This window comes from Streptomyces sp. NBC_00306 (genome assembly GCF_036169555.1).
Lineage (GTDB): Bacteria > Actinomycetota > Actinomycetes > Streptomycetales > Streptomycetaceae > Streptomyces > Streptomyces achmelvichensis.
This window is the reverse complement of record NZ_CP108032.1, coordinates 3,402,631-3,418,355: the sequence shown is the minus strand read 5'-3', so window position 1 is coordinate 3,418,355 and position 15,725 is coordinate 3,402,631. Positions and strand designations below refer to the sequence as shown.

13 protein-coding genes are annotated in these 15,725 nt (G+C 71.3%); 7 read left to right on the top strand and 6 right to left on the bottom strand.

Features of this window, described 5'->3' with window-relative positions:
* Positions 1-10: 10 nt before the first annotated feature.
* Positions 11-3,277 (bottom strand): S41 family peptidase, encoded by a 3,267-nt coding sequence (locus tag OHA05_RS14985; protein WP_328860849.1) that lies wholly within the window; start codon positions 3,275-3,277, stop codon positions 11-13.
* Positions 3,278-3,461: 184 nt separating this feature from the next.
* Between OHA05_RS14985 and OHA05_RS14980 the strand changes: the two genes are divergently transcribed.
* On the top strand, positions 3,462-4,037 hold the full coding sequence (locus tag OHA05_RS14980) for a TetR/AcrR family transcriptional regulator (protein WP_313945820.1): 576 nt from the start codon (positions 3,462-3,464) through the stop codon (positions 4,035-4,037).
* Between the two features lie 143 nt (positions 4,038-4,180).
* The gene (locus OHA05_RS14975) at positions 4,181-6,361 is read left to right on the top strand and encodes an MMPL family transporter (protein WP_313945821.1); all 2,181 of its coding nucleotides are present in this window, start codon (positions 4,181-4,183) and stop codon (positions 6,359-6,361) included.
* Between the two features lie 108 nt (positions 6,362-6,469).
* On the opposite strand, the gene OHA05_RS14970 is transcribed toward OHA05_RS14975, so the two are convergent.
* Positions 6,470-6,820, bottom strand: a complete 351-nt coding sequence (locus OHA05_RS14970; protein ID WP_328860848.1) for an SsgA family sporulation/cell division regulator — start codon at positions 6,818-6,820, stop codon at positions 6,470-6,472.
* Between the two features lie 164 nt (positions 6,821-6,984).
* On the opposite strand from OHA05_RS14970, the gene OHA05_RS14965 reads away from it, so the two are divergent.
* The 5 genes from OHA05_RS14965 to OHA05_RS14945 all read left to right on the top strand — a co-directional run bounded on the left by OHA05_RS14965 (position 6,985) and on the right by OHA05_RS14945 (position 11,809).
* The gene (locus OHA05_RS14965) at positions 6,985-8,064 is read left to right on the top strand and encodes an energy-coupling factor ABC transporter permease (protein ID WP_328860847.1); all 1,080 of its coding nucleotides are present in this window, start codon (positions 6,985-6,987) and stop codon (positions 8,062-8,064) included.
* Between the two features lies 1 nt (position 8,065).
* Positions 8,066-8,827, top strand: a complete 762-nt coding sequence (cbiQ, locus tag OHA05_RS14960; protein ID WP_313945824.1) for a cobalt ECF transporter T component CbiQ — start codon at positions 8,066-8,068, stop codon at positions 8,825-8,827.
* Entirely contained in the window at positions 8,815-9,630 is an 816-nt protein-coding gene (locus OHA05_RS14955) for an energy-coupling factor ABC transporter ATP-binding protein (RefSeq protein WP_328860846.1), read from the top strand. The genes cbiQ and OHA05_RS14955 overlap by 13 nt, the downstream gene beginning before the upstream one ends.
* 200 nt (positions 9,631-9,830) lie before the next feature.
* Positions 9,831-10,994, top strand: coding sequence for a serine hydrolase domain-containing protein (locus OHA05_RS14950; protein ID WP_313948972.1), 1,164 nt, complete (start codon positions 9,831-9,833; stop codon positions 10,992-10,994).
* Positions 10,991-11,809, top strand: a complete 819-nt coding sequence (locus OHA05_RS14945) for an SDR family NAD(P)-dependent oxidoreductase (RefSeq protein ID WP_328860845.1) — start codon at positions 10,991-10,993, stop codon at positions 11,807-11,809. Before OHA05_RS14950 ends, OHA05_RS14945 begins: the two co-directional genes overlap by 4 nt.
* A gap of 92 nt (positions 11,810-11,901) precedes the next feature.
* Here the strand turns inward: OHA05_RS14945 and OHA05_RS14940 are convergent, their stop codons facing one another.
* The 4 genes from OHA05_RS14940 to OHA05_RS14925 all read right to left on the bottom strand — a co-directional run bounded on the left by OHA05_RS14940 (position 11,902) and on the right by OHA05_RS14925 (position 15,521).
* Entirely contained in the window at positions 11,902-12,342 is a 441-nt protein-coding gene (locus OHA05_RS14940; RefSeq protein ID WP_328860844.1) for a VOC family protein, read from the bottom strand.
* A gap of 86 nt (positions 12,343-12,428) precedes the next feature.
* Entirely contained in the window at positions 12,429-13,280 is an 852-nt protein-coding gene (locus tag OHA05_RS14935; protein WP_313945827.1) for a DMT family transporter, read from the bottom strand.
* Entirely contained in the window at positions 13,277-13,765 is a 489-nt protein-coding gene (locus tag OHA05_RS14930; RefSeq protein ID WP_328860843.1) for a YbaK/EbsC family protein, read from the bottom strand. Before OHA05_RS14930 ends, OHA05_RS14935 begins: the two co-directional genes overlap by 4 nt.
* Before the next feature lie 115 nt (positions 13,766-13,880).
* Positions 13,881-15,521, bottom strand: a complete 1,641-nt coding sequence (locus tag OHA05_RS14925) for a penicillin-binding transpeptidase domain-containing protein (protein ID WP_328860842.1) — start codon at positions 15,519-15,521, stop codon at positions 13,881-13,883.
* Positions 15,522-15,725: the final 204 nt, after the last annotated feature.

Here is a 15,725-nt window from a genome sequence, read left to right as displayed (position 1 = left end):
TCCAACTGCCTCAGCGCGGCGGGAGCTTGGGGCGGCGGAGGTCCGGCGCGGTGTCGTAGCCGGGAGGCTCCGCCGCCGGCTGCCGGGTCAGCATCTCCAGGGCGAGCTGTACCGCGTCGTCCAGCTGGACATGGCGGCCTTCCGCCCAGTCGAGCGGCGAACGCAGCGCGTCCAGGTCCGGTTCCACGCCGTGGTTCTCGACCGACCAGCCGTAGGCGTCGAACCAGGCCGCGTTCATCGGCACCGTGATCACCGTGCCGTCTCCCAGCCGATGGCGGCCGGTCATGCCGACCACCCCGCCCCAGGTGCGACTGCCCACCACGGGGCCGAGGTTGAGCAGTTTGAACGCCGCCGTGATCATGTCGCCGTCCGAGGACGTCGCCTCGTCGGCCAGCGCGACCACCGGGCCGCGCGGCGCGTTGGAGGCGTACGAGACCGGCTGCGCGTCCCGCGTCAGGTCCCAGCCGATGATCTTCCGGGTCAGTGTCTCCACCACCAGCTCGCTGATGTGTCCACCCGCGTTGCCGCGGACGTCGACGATCAGCGCCGGCCGGGAGACCTCCAGCCGCAGATCGCGGTTGAACTGCGCCCAGCCGGAGCCGCCCATGTCGGGGATGTGGAGGTAGCCGCACTTGTCGCCGCTCAACTCCCGTACGACTTCGCGGCGTTTGGCCACCCAGTACTGGTACCGCAGCGGGCGTTCGTCGATCAGCGGCACGATAGCCACCCGGCGCGAGCGCTCCTCGTTCTCGGCCGGGCAGAACGTCAGCTCCACCGTCGTTCCGCCCGCGGCGGCCAGCATGGGGAAAGGCCCGGTGACCGGGTCCACCGGCCGGCCGTCCACATGCGTGAGGATCTCGCCCGGGTGGACGCCCGTACCGGCGAGCGGGGAACGGGCCTTGGAGTCGGACGAGTCGCCGGGCAGGATCCGCTTGACCATCCACTGCCCGTCGCGGCAGACCAGGTCCGTGCCCAGCAGGCCCATCGCCCGCTGGTAGTGCGGCGGACCTTCGTTGCGGCGCGCGGGGGTGACGTACGCGTGCGAAGTGCCCAGCTCGCCCAGCACCTCACGCAGCAGGTCGGCGAACTCGTCGGGTGAGGCGACCCGTTCGACCAGCGGGCGGTACTGGTCGAGCACCGCGTCCCAGTCGATCCCGCACATCCCCGGTTCCCAGAAGTAGGCGCGGATGAGCCGGCCGGCCTCGGCGTACGCCTGGCGCCATTCGGACGCCGGGTCCACGTCGTGCAGGATTCGGCGCAGATCGAGGTAGACCGTCGAGTCGCTGTCGCCCGACTCGGTGGCGGGCACCGCCCGCAGATCGCCGTCGTCGACGACCACCAGTCTGCTGCCGTCACCGCTGACCGCGAACCAGTCGAGGTGGCCGACCAGTTCGGCCTTGCGGGCCTTGGCGATGTCGAAGTGCTCCAGCGTGGGGCGCCCGGAGGTGTCGGCGGGATTCACGAAGGTCTCGCCCAGGGCTCCGGAGATCGGCCAGCGCAGCCAGACGAGCCCGCCGCCGCTGACCGGGTACAGCGCCGAGTACTTGGAGGCCGAGACCGGGAACGGCGTCACCCGGCTCTCCAAACCCTCGATCTCCACCATGACCGTGCTGGAACCGGCTCCCTCCTCGGTCGGCAGCAGGGACTCGTCGATGGGGTCGAGGCCGCCGGCCGCCGGCCGTCCGTCCGGGGACAGCGCGAAGGGCGAGGGCGTGGCCGAGGACAGCGGTACGAGGTAGGGCCGGCAGCCCAGCGGGAAGGACAGGTCGCCGGTGTGCACGTCGTACACCGGGTCGAAGCCGCGCCAGGACAGGAACGCGAGATAGCGGCCGTCGCTGGTGAAGACCGGATTCTCGTCCTCGAAACGGCCGTTGGTGACATCGACGATCGTGCGGTCCGCGATCCGGGCCATCTTGATCTGGCGCAGGGAACGGCCGATGCCCGGGTGCGACCAGGTCAGCCACGTCCCGTCGGGGGAGAAGGCCAGATCGCGCACCGGCCCGTTGAGGGACCGGATCAGCTCGGTGGTCTCGCCCGCGGAGTCCTCCGCCGCGTCGAGCAGCAGCAGCCGGCCGTCGTGCGCGGCGACGGCGAGCCGCTCCCCGTCCGGGTCCGACACCATTTCCAGCACCCGGCCGAGCCGGCCGGAGGCCAGCCGCCGCGGCTCGCGCTCGCCGCTCGCCCGCGGGAGGTAGGCGATCTCGACGGCGTCGTCGCCCTCCGCGTCGGTGACGTAGGCGACCTGGCCGCCGGTGCCGAGCATCTCGGGCAGCCGCACGCGTACGCCCGGGGTGTCGGCGATCGTCCGGGCCGGCCCGTCCCGGTGGGTGAGCCAGTACAGACTGCCGCGGACGGTGACGGCGCTGGCCCGGCCCGTCGTGTCGACCGAGATCGAGTCGACGTGGCTGGAGGCCGGTACCTGGTAGGGGCGGCGTCCGGCGCGCGGTCCGCCGAGCCGCACGTCCAGTTTGCGGGGCATCCCCTCCGGGCCGAGGTCGTCGACGATCCACAGGTCCCCGGCGCACTGGTACACGACCCGGTGGCCGTCGCTGGAGGCGTGCCGGGCGTAGAACGCGTCGTGGTCCGTGTGGCGCCGCAGATCGCTCCCGTCGGGAAGGCAGGAGTAGAGATTGCCGATGCCCTCGTGGTCGGAGAGGAACGCGATCCGCCCGGAGACGAACATCGGGCAGTCCAGATGCCCGTCCAGGTCGGCGAGGAGTCGCCGGCCGTGCAGCCACAGCCGGCCGGTGGCGCCACCGCGGTAGCGCTTCCACGCCGCCGGCTCGTGCGGCGGCTTGCCGGTGAGCAGCAGGGTGCGCCGCTCCGCCTCCACGTCGGTGACGGCGATGTGCGCGACGGGCCCCCACGGCAGCTTCGCGCCGGGAGCTCCGTCGGTCGGGACGTTGTAGGCCCAGGAGAAGTACGAGAAGGGCTGGGCGTGCGAGGAGACGGCGAGGATCTGGCCGTCCGGGGTCCAGCCGCACACCCGGGTGTCGGTGGAGCCCCAGTAGCTGAGTCTGCGGGCCGGTCCGCCCTCGACGGGCGCGAGATGGATCTCGGGATCGAGGCTGCGCCAGGTCGTGTAGGCGATGTGCCGGCCGTCGGGGGAGAAGCGGGGATGGCCGACCCGGGTCCGGTCGACGGTGAGCCGCCAGGCCCGTCCCGGCCGGTGCCCCTGCGGCACCAGAGGGGCGATCCACAGATCGTCCTCGGCGGCGAAGCACAGCAAGTCGTCGTGCAGATGCGGGAAACGGAGGTACGCCACGTCGTCGCTCACCTTCCAATGCTTTCCGTGTGCAGGGGGCGCGGCAACTCGTGGGGCAGGGTGAATCCGGCCGGATCCGGTGTGGCCGGAACCGGTCCGTGATCCACGACACAAGCGAAACGTTGTCGTTTCGCTGAGGGGTGGGGTACCTTCGAGGTGTACGAAACCGTTTCGTTCGGATGGAGGGAGGCCGATCATGACCACACGCAGTCGGCTCACCCCCGAGCGCGAGGCAGAGCTGTACGAGGCCGTACTGGACCTGTTGCGCGAAGTCGGATACGACGCCCTGACCATGGACGCCGTGGCCACCCGGACCCGATCGAGCAAAGCGACCCTCTACCGTCAGTGGCGCGGGAAGCCCGAGCTGGTGGCCACCGCCCTGCGGCACAGCAAGCCGGTGAATGTCGGCGACATCGACACCGGCAGCCTGCGTGGTGACTTCCACGCGATGCTGGACCAGACCGACGACTGCCAGATGGAGAGGGACTCCGCGCTGATGCGGGGTCTCGCCCAGGCCATCCACGGCAATCCCGACCTCCATGAGGCCCTGCGGGAGCTGCTGATCGAGCCCGAGATCACCGGGCTGGACACACTGCTGCGGCGGGCGGTGGAGCGCGGGGAGGTCAGTGCGGACAGCCCCGCGCTGGACTTCGTGCCGCACATGCTGGTCGGCGCGTTCGTCGCCCGGCAGATGATCGAGGACCGGCTCCCCGACCGGGACTTTCTCAACCGATACATCGATGCCGTGGTCCTGCCGGCCCTCGGAGTCTGATGCCCCGTCGCCGCCCCACGGCGACCGACGTTCCCCACGTCACCTCTCCCCGCAGCACGACCCGCACCACCTGACGCGCGCCGCTCTCGTCGTCGGGCCGGCTCCCCATGCCCTGTTCACCTCACACACGGGAGTACGCCCTCGTGGCCACGTTCCTCTACAAACTCGGGCGGTCCGCCTTCCGGCGCCGCAAACTCGTCCTGCTGCTGTGGGTCGCTCTGCTCGCGCTCGCCGGGGTCGGTGCGGCCTCCGCGTCCACCGCCACCTCGTCGTCCTTCTCGATACCCGGCACCGAGGCGCAGAAGGCCTTCGACCTGCTGGAAGAACGGTTCCCCGGGGCCAGCCCCGACGGTGCGACCGCACGTGTCGTCTTCAAGGCCCCGAGCGGCGAGAAGATGACCCAGGCGGACAACAAGGCCGAGGTGAACAAGGCGGTCGCCGACCTCAAGGCCGGCTCCGACCAGATCGCCTCCGTCACCGACCCGTACACCGCGAACGCGGTCTCCAAGGACGGTTCGACGGCCTACGTCGCGGTCACCTACAAGGTCAACGGCATGGAGCTGACCGACGAGACCCGGGAGGCGCTGGAGAAGACGGGCCACCAGGCGCAGGGCACCGGACTGACCGTCGAGATCGGCGGCGACGCGCTGCAGACCGTCCCGGAGACCGGAGCGGGCGAGATCATCGGTGTCGCGATCGCCGCGGTCGTCCTGGTCATCACCTTCGGCTCGCTCGTCGCGGCCGGGCTGCCGCTGCTCACCGCGATCATCGGTGTCGGCATCGGCATCTCCACGATCACGGCACTGGCTAACGTCCTCGACCTCGGGTCCACCACCTCCACGCTGGCGATGATGATCGGCCTCGCGGTCGGCATCGACTACGCCCTCTTCATCGTCTCGCGCTACCGGGCCGAACTCGCCGAGGGGCGTGAGCAGGAGGACGCGGCCGGCCGGGCCGTCGGCACCGCAGGCTCCGCCGTCGTCTTCGCGGGCCTGACCGTGGTCATCGCCCTCGTCGGCCTCGCCGTCGTCAACATTCCGATGCTCAGCAAGATGGGCTTCGCCGCGGCGGGCACCGTCGTGATCGCCGTTCTCATCGCGCTCACCCTCATCCCCGCCCTGCTCGGCTTCGCCGGCAAGCGGGTGCTCGGCCGCAAGGTCCGCAAGGGCAAGCCGGTCACCGACAAGCCGAACATGGGCACCCGCTGGTCCCGCTTCGTGCTGCGCCGGCCGGTCATGGTGCTGCTCGCCGGTGTGGTGGGCCTCGGCGCCATCGCCATCCCGGCGGCGTCGCTGGAGATGGGACTGCCCGACGACGGCTCGCAGCCGGTCAGCACCACGCAGCGCAAGGCCTACGACATGCTGTCCGACGGCTTCGGCCCCGGTTTCAACGGGCCGCTGCTGGTGGTCGTCGACGGCGACAAGAGCGCCGCGGACCGCACGGTCGAGGCGATCAAGGGCCTGGAAGGCGCCGCGGCGGTCACCCCCGCGACGCTCAACAAGGCCGGCGACACCGCGATGATCACGGTCATCCCGAAGGACCGTCCGTCCTCGGTCGCCACCGAGGACCTGGTCCACTCCATCCGTGACTCCAGCGGCGACGACGTGCTCGTCAGTGGTGCCACCGCGATGAACATCGACTTCTCGCAGCGCATGAACGACGCCCTGCTGCCCTACCTCGCCCTGGTCGTCGGACTCGCGTTCCTGCTGCTGATGGTGGTCTTCAGGTCGCTGCTCGTACCGCTGAAGGCGGCCCTCGGCTTCCTGCTCTCCGTCGTCGCCGCACTGGGCGCGGTCGTCGCCGTCTTCCAGTGGGGCTGGCTGGGATCGCTGTTCGGGGTCGAGCAGACCGGGCCGATCATGTCGATGATGCCGATCTTCATGGTGGGTGTCGTCTTCGGCCTGGCGATGGACTACGAGGTCTTCCTCGTCACCCGCATGCGGGAGGCGTACGTCCACGGGGAGCGGCCGGGTGCGGCGATCGTCACCGGCTTCCAGCACGGTGCCCGCGTCGTCAGCGCCGCCGCGGTGATCATGATCGCCGTCTTCTCCGGATTCATCGGGTCCAGCGAGCAGATGATCAAGATGATCGGCTTCGGCCTCGCGATCGCGGTGTTCTTCGACGCCTTCGTGGTCCGGATGGCCGTTGTGCCGGCGGTCCTCGCCCTGCTCGGCCACAAGGCCTGGTGGCTGCCGCGCTGGCTGGACCGGCTGCTGCCGAACGTCGACGTCGAGGGCGAGAAGCTGCACAAGCAGCTGACCTCGAAGGACGACGGCGTCAGCCCCGAAGACCCGGACGAGGAGCGCAATCTGGTGCGCGTCTGACTCCGGCACGAGCCCGGGGGCGCCGCTGCGAGCGGCTGTGCGCGCCCCCGGTTGCGCGACGGACCCGTGGGGACGGGGGCCGTCGCGGGGACACGGTGGTCGTGCTCGTCACCCCTGGGGGGCGGCGGGTGCGGCCACCGCGTACGTGTGCCGCAGGAAGCGCATCAGCGCCTTGGAGTCGAACTGCACCACCGCTACGCCGTCCGAGGTGTGGAACTCCACAACCGTCTGGACCCGGCCGCACGGCCAGACCTCGACATCGCCGCGGCGCACGGGGACGCGCAGTCCCTTCTCCAGCAGCTCGCGCGGGAAGGTCCACTCGCGTCCGTCGGGGAACGTGAAGCGGACGGACTGCGGCGCGTCCGTCGGTTCGTACCAGAGGGCGACGCGGACCGGCCTGTGCTGAGGAGCGTCCGTGACGATGCGTGCCCATGCGTGTTCTTCGATGACCGTGGACATCTATCGCTCCTCACGATTTAGCCGCTATGCCCTCCAATGTCCCATATTTCCTTTTCTTGGGCGAGGGACTCGATCACCAGTTGTGACCCACCCGCTCTTGCAAGTCGTTCGCAACAGGGCACTATCATTGAACAGTTATTCACCTGTCCGGAGCGGAGCCCGCTATGCATGTCCCCGACGGATTCATCAACGCCCCGGTGTCGGTGGCCGCCGGTGTCGCCGCCGCCGGCGCGGTCGCCGTCAGCCTCCGCGGCGCCCGCCGTGAGCTGGGCGGATCCTCCCTCGCACTGAGCGGCGCCGAGCGCACCGCGCCGCTGGCGGGCCTCGTCGCCGCCTTCATCTTTGCCGTACAGATGCTCAACTTTCCCGTCGCGGCCGGCACCAGCGGACATCTGCTGGGCGGCGCGCTCGCCGCGATACTCGTCGGTCCTTACACCGGCGTGCTCTGCATCGCCGTCGTTCTGCTGATGCAGGGAGTGCTCTTCGCGGACGGCGGCCTCACCGCGCTCGGCGTGAACATCACCGTCATGGGCGTCGTCACGGTCCTCGTCGCCTACGGGCTGTTCCGCGGACTGCTGGCGGTCCTGCCCCGCAAGCGCCGCTCGATCACCGTCGCCTCCTTCGTCGCCGCGCTGGTCTCCGTACCGGCCGCCGCCGCTGCCTTCACCCTGCTCTACGCGATCGGCGGGACCACCGACGTCCCGATCGGCAAGGTCCTCACCGCGATGGTCGGCGTCCATGTCCTCATCGGCATCGGCGAGGCCGTGATCACCATGCTCACCGTCGGCGCCGTCATCGCCGTCCGGCCCGACCTCGTCCACGGCGCCCGCGGTCTGACCACCCCGCTGAAGCTCCGCGTCGGCGGCGAGCTGGTCGACGCCCAGCCCGTCGCCCCCGAGCCGGTCGCCGCGCGGTCGCCGCGCACGGTCTGGCTGGCCGGCCTCGCCACCGCCGTCGTCCTCGCCGGCTTCGTGTCCTTCTACGCCTCCGCCAGCCCCGACGGCCTGGAGAAGGTCGCCGCCGACAAGGGCATCGACAAGAAGGTCGAGGAGCACGCGGCCGCCGACTCCCCGCTCGCCGACTACGGGGTCGCCGACGTCTCGAACGCCCGGATCTCCGGCGGTCTCGCGGGCGTCATCGGCGTCGGCTCGACCGTCTTGGTGGGCAGCGGCATCTTCTACGTCGTCGTGCGCCGCCGCCGGGCCTCCGAGTCCGAGGCCACCCGCGTCCCCGACTCCGTCTGACATGGGCGCCGGCCACAGCCACAAGCTCTACCGGCACGGGCACTCGCCCGTGCACGAGCTCCCAGCGCACTGCAAGCTGGTCGCCGTCTTCTGCTTCGTGCTGGTCGTGGTCTCCACACCGCGCGAGGCGGTGTGGGCCTTCGGGCTGTACGCGGTGCTGCTGGCCACGGTCGCGGCCGTGGCCCGGGTGCCCGCCGGGTATCTGCTGCGCCGGCTGCTCATCGAGATCCCGTTCGTCGCCTTCGCGCTCCTGATGCCCTTCGTCGTGCCCGGCGAGCAGGTCTCCTTCCTCGGCCTCTCGCTGAGCGTCCCGGGCCTGTGGGGCGCGTGGAACATCCTCGCCAAGGGCACGCTCGGCGTCGCCGCGTCCGTGATCCTCGCCTCGACGACCGAGCTGCGCTCGCTGCTGCTCGGGCTCCAGCGGCTCAGGCTGCCGCCCCTGCTGGTCCAGATCGCCTCCTTCATGATCCGCTACGGCGATGTCATCGCGGACGAGATGCGCCGTATGTCGATCGCCCGCCGTTCGCGCGGCTTCGAGGCGAAAGGGATGCGGCACTGGGGCGTGCTCGCCAAATCCGCGGGCGCGCTGTTCATCCGCTCCTACGAGCGCGGCGAGAGGGTGCACCTGGCGATGGTGAGCCGGGGATACACCGGGACGATGCCCGTGATCGACGAGGTCACCGCGTCCCGGACGCAGTGGTCGTACGCGGCGGCCCTCCCCGTGACCGCGCTCGCGGTCTGTCTGCTGGGATGGACGCTGTGACAAACGACCCGAACGACCCGCACGACCCGGTGACGAACGCCCCGGCCGACGCGACGCCCCCGTCCCTCGAAGTGACGGGGCTCGCCTACGCCTATCCGGACGGGCATCAGGCGCTCTTCGGCGTCGACCTGACGGTCGGGCGCGGTGAGCGGGTCGCCCTGCTCGGCCCCAACGGCGCGGGCAAGACCACCCTCGTCCTCCATCTCAACGGCATCCTGGCCGGCGGCGCGGGGACCGTGTCCGTCGCCGGACTCCCGGTCGCCAAGCGGCATCTCGCGGAGATCCGCCGCCGCGTCGGCATCGTCTTCCAGGACCCGGACGATCAGCTGTTCATGCCCACGGTCCGCGAGGACGTGGCCTTCGGACCCGCGGCCTCGGGCCTGCGCGGCCCGGAGCTCGAAGCGCGCGTCGTGGCGGCGCTGACGCAGGTGGGCATGGCGGAGTTCGCCGACCGGCCCCCGCACCATCTCTCCTTCGGCCAGCGCCGCCGGGTCGCGGTCGCCACCGTGCTCGCGATGGAGCCGGAGATCCTCGTGCTGGACGAACCGTCGTCCAACCTCGACCCGGCCTCACGGCGAGAACTCGCCGACATCCTGCGGTCGTTGGACGTCACCGTCCTGATGGTCACGCACGATCTGCCGTACGCCCTGGAACTCTGTCCGCGTGCGGTGATCCTCAGCGAGGGCATCATCGCCGCCGACGGGCGTACGCAGGACCTCCTGGGCGACGACGCCCTGATGCGCAAGCACCGCCTCGAACTGCCCTTCGGCTTCGACCCGAAGTCCGTGACCATGGGCGCGTGAACGAGGTAGGCGTCCCGCTGCCCCGCTCGACCAGCAGCTCGCCACCGCACCGGTCTCCGCAGCCCACCAGGGGTGCCCGTACTCCCACGCCATCCGCGGCAGGATCGACCTCTCGATTCGTTCCGAGCTGACCCGCGAGTCACGAGCGGTGGCGTCCGATGCACCATGGAGGGATGAGCGGGAGCGGGAGATCAGCAGCAGTGGATGTCCGGGGCACGGTGGCGGCAGGCTTCGAGCCGGTCCAGGACGCCTTCCTACGCAACTTCGAACAGCGCGGTGACCGGGGCGCGGCCGTCGCCGTCTACCGGGACGGGAAGAAGGTCGTCGACCTCTGGGCCGGCACACGTGACGTGGACGGCACCGAACCGTGGGCCGTGGACACCGCACAGATCGTCCGCTCCGCCACCAAGGGTGTCGCGGCGGCCGTCGTCCTCCTGCTCCACCAGCGCGGCCAGATCGACCTGGACGCCCCCGTCGGCACGTACTGGCCCGAGTTCAAGGCGGCCGGCAAGGACCGCGTCGTCGTACGGCAGTTGCTCTCCCACCGCGCCGGAGTGCCCGTGCTCGACCGGCCGCTGACCACGGCGGAGGCCTGCGACGGTGTCAGCGGGCCCGCCGCTCTGGCCGCGCAGCACCCCGCCTGGGACCCCGGAACCGCTCACGGCTACCACGCGCAGACCTACAGCTGGCTGATCGGCGAACTCGTCCGCCGGGTCACCGGCCGGACCATCGGCCGCTGGGTCGCCGAGGAGATCGCCCGCCCGCTCGGCCTCGACTTCTGGATCGGACTGCCGCAGGACGAAGCCCACCGTGTGGGCCGCATCGGGCCGGTGCCCGAGCCGGAGACGGCCGACGGCGGCGGGCTCAAACTGCGGCCCAAGCCGGCCGTCGTGGAGGCCTACCACAATCCCGACTCCCTCACCCGCCGTGCGTTCGGGGCCATCGACCCCCTGCCCGACGAGAACGACCCGGTCTACCGCGCCGCCGAACTCCCGGCCTCCGGCGGCATCTCCACCGCCCGCGCCCTCGCCCGCTTCTACGCCGCCACGATCGGCACGGTCGACGGCGGCCCGCGGCTGTTCGCCCCGGCCACCCTCACCCTCGCCCGCACCGAGGAGTCGGCCGGCCCCGACCGCGTCCTGATCGTCAACACCCGCTACGGCCTCGGTTTCATGCTCCACGGCCCGGCCGCCCCGATGCTCGGCCCGGGATCGTTCGGCCACCCCGGCCGCGGCGGCTCCCTCGGCTTCGCCGACCCCGAGTCGGGCATCGCGCTCGGCTATGTGACCAACGGGATGCGCAAGGGCGTCACCGCGGACCCCCGTGCCCAGGCGCTGATCCGGGCGGTACGTTCGGCGCTATGAGCAGCGGAAGCGGCAGCGGCGGACCCGGGCGGTTCGAGGGACAGGGCGTACTGATCACCGGCGCGGCGCGGGGGATCGGCGAGGCGATCGCACGACGGCTCGCCTCCGAAGGCGCCCGCGTCCTGGTCACCGACCTGGACGCGGAGGCCGCGGCGCGGACCGCCGAGGACATCCCCGGAGCCGGCTCCCTCGGCTGTGACGTCGCAGACCGCGCCCAGGTCGAGGCGGCCGTGGCGCACGCCGTCGAACGGTTCGGCGCCCTGCACGTCCTGGTCAACAACGCCTACTCCTGCGCCCCCGACACCCCGAGGCTGGAGGACCAGCCCGACGACACCTGGGCACGCGACCTCGACATCTCGCTCACCGGGGCCTTCCGCTGCGCCCGCGCGGCCCTGCCGCATCTGGAGGCCTCCGGCGCCGGCGCGATCGTCAACATCGGCTCCGTCAACGCCGAACAGGACTTCGGCAACCACGCCTACAGCGCGGCCAAGGCGGGCCTCGCCTCGCTCACCCGCACGCTGGCGGGCGACGCGGCACCTCGCGGCGTGCGCGTGAACCAGGTCAACCCGGGGACCGTCCGTACGCCGTCGTGGGCGGGCCGCGAGGAGAGCCTCGCGGCACTCGGCCGGGTCTACCCCCTCGGCCGCGTCGGTGAGCCGGAGGACATCGCGGCGGCCGTCGCCTTCCTGGCCTCGCGGGACGCGGCCTGGATCACCGGCATCACCCTGCGGGTGGACGGCGGCCTGCTCGCGGTGAACACGGGGTTCGACGAGGTGATCGCGCCGCACCGGGTGACATGGGCGCAGCAGGACTGACGTCGGGCAGGGCTGACGGCGGGCAGGACTGACGGGTGGTCCCGCCTGCACTGCCGGGGCGCGTCGGGCCCGTCCGGCGAGCCCCGGGCCCGTCAGGTCCGATCTGCCGGGCCGGCGGCGACGCAGAACTCGTTGCCCTCCGGGTCGGCCATGGTGATGTGATGGCCGTCGAAGACATGCTGGACGGTGGCGCCCGCCGCGACCAGCCGGTCCGCCTCCGCCCGGATCCTGCTCCACCGCTCCTCGTCGCTGCCGTGCCCCGGCACCTGGATGTCGATGTGCAGCCGGTTCTTCGCGGTCTTCGGCTCGGGCACCTTGAGGATCGAGAGCCGCGGTCCCGCACCCTGCGGATCGCAGAGCCATGCCGCGTCGTCCTCGTCGTCCTCCGGCAGGTCGAACTGCGCGAGCCACTCCTCGCGGGTGGCGAACGGCGGCGGCGGAGGCTCGTCGATGTACCCGAGCGCCAGCTTCCAGAACTCCGCCAGCCGTTGCGCGTCCGTGCAGTCGAGGGTGAGATCGATTCTGGCTGTCATGAGGCCGACCGTAACGCCCGCCTGTGACAACGCCCACCGACGACAACGGCGGGCCCACGACAACGCCCTGCTACGACGACGGCCGCTCAGCCCGCCCGCAGCATCAGACCGATGCCGACGACCATCAGACCCGCCGCCGCGATACGCGGGGCGCCGAACCGCTCCTTGAAGAAGACCGCGCCTATCGCCGCGCCCACGATGATCGACGACTCCCGCAGCGCCGCGACCGGCGCCAGCGGCGCCCGTGTCTGCGCCCACAGCACCAGCCCGTACGCCGCCATCGACAGCGCCGCGCCGAGCAGGCCGCGTACCGCGTACGGCTTCATCCGGGCCACCAGCGAGCCCCGGTACACATGCACGGCGTACGCCGGGATCAGCAGGCCCTCCAGGATCATCAGCCAGGCGATGTAGCCGACCGCCGATCCCGAGGCGCGCACGCCGACGCCGTCCACGACCGTGTACGCGGCGATCGACAGGCCGGTCGCCAGCGCGGCCAGCAGGGCGGGCCAGTGCGGCCGGGCGCCCTTCCCGCGAAAGCCCCACAGCGCCACTCCGACCAGACCCGCGGAGGCCAGCACCACACCGGCCAGCTGCCAGCCGTTGAGCCGCTCGCCGACGAACACCGTGGCCAGGACCGTCACCACCAGCGGGGCGGTGCCCCGGGCGATCGGATACATCTGGCCGAAGTCGCCCAGCGAGAACGACCGCATCAGCAGGGCCTGGTAGCCGATGTGCAGCAGCGCGGAGACGACCAGATACGGCCACGCCCCGGCGGCCGGCACCGGGGTGAAACAGGCCAGAACGGCGCCGATGACCGCGGCTCCTCCGCCGATGAGCGTGAAGCCGACGAGCTGATCGTGGACGGTGTGTGCGATCGCGTTCCAACTGGCGTGCGTGACCGCCGCGATGAGAACCGCTACGGCGACCAGTACCGTCACGCCGTGCGCTCGCGGACGTCCACCAGGGTGCCGCCCGCGTGCGCGATCAGCGACTTCGGGTCGAGCGGAAAGACGGTGTGCGGGGTCCCGGCCGCCGCCCACACCACCTCATGGGCGAGCAGACCGCGGTCGGCCAGCACCCGGGTCCTGGTGACATGCCCGAAGGGCGGTACGCCCCCGATCGCGTAGCCGGTGGTCTCGCGGACCAGGTCGGCGTTCGCCCGCCCGACCTTCGCCGCGCCGAGCTCCTCGCGCACCCGCTGGACGTCGACCCGCGAGGAGCCGTCCATCAGCACCAGCACCGGCTCGCCGTCCGCCTGGAAGATCAGCGACTTGACGATCTCGCTGACGTCGCAGCCGATGGCGGCGGCGGCCTCGGCGGCCGTCCGCGTGGCGTCGGGGAACCGGCGGACCGGCACATCGAGCCCCAGCTCGCGCAGGGCGGCCGCGAACCGGGGATGGGCTTCCGTTTCGTGAGTGCTCATGACCGCACGCTAACGGTGGTTGTACGGGCCACGCGAACAGATTCCGGATGGTGGAAGCGTCGGCGGGCCGGCGTCCGAACGAGCCTTCCGGCGCCCGGCCTCACGGCCCCTACGGCTAGCGGGCGTTGAGCACCTGCGCGACCACCGGACCCGCCGCGTCGCCGCCGTGACCGCCGGACTGGACGACGGCCGCGGCGGCCAGATCCCCGGCGTATCCGGTGAACCAGCTGTTCGACGTGCCCTGCCCGTCGACCTCCGCCGAGCCGGTCTTGGCGCCCTTGTCGCCCTGCACCACGGACATCGCGGCCTGGCCGGTGCCGTAGCGCGCGGTCGAGCCCATCATCTGGCGCAGCGCGCCCGCGATGGAGCCGGGCAACCGCTGGGCGGTGGCCAGCGGGCGGTCGTCGAGGCCCTGCGGCACGATGACCGGCTGGAGGAAACCGCCGTTCTTCACGGTCGCGGCGACGGACGCCATGTTGAGGGCGTTCATCGTGATCCTGCCCTGGCCGATGTACGAGGCGGCGGTCTCCGCGCCCGCCGACTCGGGCACACTCCCGTCGACGCTGACGGCGCCGGTCTGCCAGTCGAGGCCGATGCCGAAGTACTTGCTCGCGGTGGCACCGAGCGCCGTCCCGGACACGTCACGGTCGTCGAGCGGCTTGACGGCCTTGATGAAGGCGGTGTTGCAGGAGCGGCGGAAGCTCTCCTCGAACGTGCCGCTCGGGATGGAGAAGCCGTCCAGGTTGGTGAACGTCCTGCCCATCCACTGCACGTTCGCCGGGCACTCCACCTTCGCGGACGGGCCCTTGACGACGCCCTGGTCCATCATCATCGCCGCGGTCACGATCTTCATCGTGGAACCGGGGGCCTGGGCGCCCATCATCGCCGTGTTGTACCCGTCGGCCGGGCTGTTGGCGACGGCCCGGATCTCACCGGTACTGGGCTTGACGGCGACGGCCGATGCCTGGCCGTACTTCTTCACCGCCCGCTCGGCGGCGGCCTGGACGTCCGCGTCCAGCGTCGTCCTGAGCTTGCCCTCCTTGCCCTCGCTCAGCGTCAGCAGCGTCCGGTCGGCGACGGCCTGGTCGGTGGAGGTGACGACGAGTTCGATGCCCGCGGTACCGCCCGCGGCCTCGCCGTACTTCTTGCGCAACGCGTCCAGGACGGCGCCCAGGGAGGGGTATTTCTCCTTCGTCAGCTCCCGGCCCTTGCGGTCCACGGCCTTGATCGGCGGGGCGGACGCCTGGTCGGTCCTGAGCGAGGTGCTCTTCGTCAGCTTCGGGTGCACGACGGCCGGCGCCCAGTCGACGAGCGCCTTGCCGGTGCTCAGCCCGCGCACCACGGTGAGCGCGGAGCTGTACGTCCAGGGCTTGCTCTGCCCCTCGTACGACACCGTCGCGTTCACCGTGAACGGCACCCTCGCGCCGACCGCCTTGCCGGGGGTGATCACGGCCTTGGAGACATGGGCCTGCTGCCGGTAGCCCGCGAGCAGCGGCTCGGCCTCGACGGCGTTGTTGGTCAACTGCGCGGCCTTCGGCGCGTCACCGCCGGCCCATGCCGCGAGAAAGTCCTTCGCGGTCCCGTCGATCTCCTCGGCACTCGGCGGCCCGGACTTCCGCTCCCCGGAGGCTGACCTGGTGCTGACATCGTTGCCGTCGGTCAACCCGCTGTACAGGTTGTAGCCGCCATAGCCGACACCGCCGGCGACCACCGCGAACACACAGCCGATCACGGCGACTTTCGCCCCACTGCGCATGACTTGCAGTCCCCTCCCCAGGAGCACACTTCCTTGAACGTGTTCAAGGGCATGTATCGCGTGCACTCTACGGGACGGGGGTGATCGTCTTCGATGCTGTTACGAGACCGCGACGATCGGCCCGGAACCGCGGGGCTTACGACGGATTCGCCCCGCTGCTACGGGGTTTCGAGGTGTTGCCAGCGCGGCAGTCGCCCGGTTCCG

Bases quoted from the DNA above. Each gene is read 5' to 3' on its own strand.
- OHA05_RS14980 (WP_313945820.1), top strand. From the start codon at position 3,462: ATGACCACACGCAGTCGGCTCACCCCCGAGCGCGAGGCAGAGCTGTAC.
- OHA05_RS14970 (WP_328860848.1), bottom strand. From the start codon at position 6,820: ATGTCCACGGTCATCGAAGAACACGCATGGGCACGCATCGTCACGGAC.
- OHA05_RS14965 (WP_328860847.1), top strand. From the start codon at position 6,985: ATGCATGTCCCCGACGGATTCATCAACGCCCCGGTGTCGGTGGCCGCC.
- cbiQ (WP_313945824.1), top strand. From the start codon at position 8,066: ATGGGCGCCGGCCACAGCCACAAGCTCTACCGGCACGGGCACTCGCCC.
- OHA05_RS14955 (WP_328860846.1), top strand. From the start codon at position 8,815: ATGGACGCTGTGACAAACGACCCGAACGACCCGCACGACCCGGTGACG.
- OHA05_RS14945 (WP_328860845.1), top strand. From the start codon at position 10,991: ATGAGCAGCGGAAGCGGCAGCGGCGGACCCGGGCGGTTCGAGGGACAG.
- OHA05_RS14940 (WP_328860844.1), bottom strand. From the start codon at position 12,342: ATGACAGCCAGAATCGATCTCACCCTCGACTGCACGGACGCGCAACGG.
- OHA05_RS14930 (WP_328860843.1), bottom strand. From the start codon at position 13,765: ATGAGCACTCACGAAACGGAAGCCCATCCCCGGTTCGCGGCCGCCCTG.
- OHA05_RS14925 (WP_328860842.1), bottom strand. From the start codon at position 15,521: ATGCGCAGTGGGGCGAAAGTCGCCGTGATCGGCTGTGTGTTCGCGGTG.